3 protein-coding genes are annotated in these 2,452 nt (G+C 74.4%); 2 read left to right on the top strand and 1 reads right to left on the bottom strand.

Going from position 1 to position 2,452, the window contains the following annotated elements; all coding sequences use genetic code 11:
* A partial coding sequence (locus J0670_RS35790) for a universal stress protein (RefSeq protein ID WP_243438000.1) occupies positions 1–974 on the bottom strand: 974 nt, incomplete at its 3' end.
* 152 nt (positions 975–1,126) lie between these two features.
* On the opposite strand from J0670_RS35790, the gene J0670_RS35795 reads away from it, so the two are divergent.
* Both J0670_RS35795 and J0670_RS35800 read left to right on the top strand, forming a co-directional pair.
* Positions 1,127–1,474: a GntR family transcriptional regulator gene (locus J0670_RS35795; RefSeq protein WP_207816797.1), complete on the top strand. Its 348-nt coding sequence runs from the start codon at positions 1,127–1,129 to the stop codon at positions 1,472–1,474.
* 14 nt (positions 1,475–1,488) lie between these two features.
* The coding region (locus J0670_RS35800) for a DUF1648 domain-containing protein (protein WP_307806846.1) at positions 1,489–2,452 on the top strand (964 nt) is incomplete at its 3' end.

Genomic DNA, 2,452 nt, shown 5'->3' on the forward strand with positions numbered 1-2,452 from the left:
GCCAGCCGGATGACCCGGTTGATCACCGAGCCGGTGGTCAGTTCGCGCAGCCGGCTGCGGCCGGTCGGGCCGAGCAGGATCTGCGTGGCGCTCTCGGCGTGCGCGAAGTCGACCAGGGTGCGGGCGACGTCGCCGCCGCTGACCTCGACGTAGCTGCCGTGCAGCTCGTGCAGCAGGGCGCGCTGGTCGGCCAGGGCCGGCGGCTCGTGGGTGACGGTGCCGTCGTCGGGGCGCACGTGCACGCCGATCAGGTCGCCGTGCATCCGGGTGGCGGTGCGGGCGCCGCGGCGGATCAGGTGCTCGCCCTGCGGGGCGCCGTTGAGGGCGACGAGGATGCGTTCCTTGGTCTCCCAGGGCGCGCGGATGCCGTGCCGGGCGCGGTAGTCGGCGAGTTCCTCCTCGACGCGGTCGGCGAGCCAGAGCAGGGCGAGTTCGCGCAGGGCGCCGAGGTTGCCGGCCCGGAAGTAGTGGTCGAGGGCGACGTCGACCCGGTCGGGCGGGTAGATCTCGCCCTGGGCCATCCGGGTGCGCAGGGCCTGCGGGCTGAGGTCGACGAGTTGGATCCGATCGGCGGCGCGCACCACCTCGTCGGGGATCCGCTCGCGCTGGGCGACGCCGGTGATCTGCTGGACGACGTCGTTGAGGCTCTCCAGGTGCTGGATGTTGACGGTGGTGTCCACGTCGATGCCGGCGTCGAGCAGTTCCCGCACGTCCTCCCAGCGTTTGGCGTGGCGGCTGCCGGGGGCGTTGGTGTGGGCGAGTTCGTCGACGAGGGCGAGCCGGGGGCGGCGGGCGAGCAGGGCGTCCACGTCCAGCTCGGTGAATTCGGCGCCCCGGTGGTGGACGGTCCGGCGGGGCAGCACCGGCAGGTCGCCGAGTTGCTGCTCGGTGCCCCGGCGGCCGTACGTCTCGACCAGGCCGACCACGACGTCCAGCCCCTCGTCGTCGTGCAGCCGCCGGCCCTCGGCGAGCATGGCGTAGGTCTTCCCGACCCCCGGCGCCGCTCCCAGGTAGACCCGCAGCCGTCCGCTCACCGCACCACCTCCAGGTCCATGGTCGGCCGCCGGTCGGGCGGGCGCGAGCGGCACTGGCCCGATCATGGAATGGTGCTATCGTCATTAGCACCATGTTGCTGAAGCTGGATACCGGAGACACCCGGCCGCTGCACGAACAGGTCGCGGGCGCGATCCGGCGCGCCGTCGCCGAGGGCGAGTGCGCCCCCGGGGACCAACTGCCGCCGGCCCGTGAGCTGTCGCGGGCGCTGGGGGTGAACACCAACACCGTCCTGCGCGGGCTGCGCACCCTGCGGGACGAGGGAGTGCTGGAGTTCCGCCGGGGCCGTGGCATCACGGTCGCGAAGGACGCCGACACCAGGTCCGAACTGGCCGAACGCGTGCGGCAGTTGATCGCCGACGCGGCCCGGGCGGGCTACAGCAGGAACGATCTCGTGGACATGATCAGGGGGATGTCGTGAAGGACGAACAGCCCGTGACGCACCGGCCCGTGACGGACCGCCCGGTGCGCCGGGGCGCGCTGTGGGGCGCGGTGGCGTGGACGCTCGGCGTGCTGGCGCTGCTGATAGCACTGCCGCTGGCGGCACGCGACCGGCTGCCGGAGCAGGTGGCCACCCACTGGAGCGGCAGCAGCCCGGACGGCTCGATGTCGCTGACGGCGGCGGCACTGTTCCCGGCCGGCATCTGGCTGCTGGTGGCGCTCGCCGTCGCGGCCGTCTTCCGCTTCCGGCCCGGCCAGGCGCGCGGCCACTTCGCCGCCGTACTGGCCGCCACCGGTGTGCTGCTGACCGGCGCCCAGACCTCCATCGTGCACGCCAACCTGGACCGCGACCGCTGGCAGGACGCCGCGCCGATGGGCATCGAGGTGGTCCTCATCATCGTCGCGGCGGGCGCGGCGGGCGTGCTGGCCTGGTTCGCGACCCGCGCGGTCGCCCCCGCCGGTGGCACCGACAGCGCCGCCACCGCCCGGCCGGCCACGACGCTGAAGGTCCCGGCCGGCGCCCGGCTGGTCTGGCTCTCGCACGCCGCCAACCCCTGGATGCAGGTGACCGCCGCCGTCCTCGGTCTGGGCGCGATCGCGGTCGTCCTGATCGCGGCGAGCGGCCTGAGCGGGCCCAACTGGTTCACCGCCGTCACCCTCGCCGTGGGCGCGGTGGTCCTCCTGCTCTCCTCCTCCGTGCAGGTCCGGGTGACCGCCGCGGGACTGCACGTCGGCTTCGGCCCGTTCGGCTGGCCCGCCCGACGCTTCGCCCCCGGGGACCTCCTCTCGGCCAGGGCCGAGCGGCGCACCGCCGGCCAGGCGGGCGGCTGGGGCTACCGGATCAACAACCGGGGCACCACCGTGATGCTGCGCGGCGGCGACTGCCTGGTGGTCCGCACCCTGCGCGGGAGCGACTTCGCGGTCAGCGTCGACGACGCCGAACGCGGGGCCGCCCTCC

Source organism: Streptomyces sp. FH025 (assembly GCF_017427025.1).
Classification (GTDB): Bacteria; Actinomycetota; Actinomycetes; order Streptomycetales; family Streptomycetaceae; genus Kitasatospora.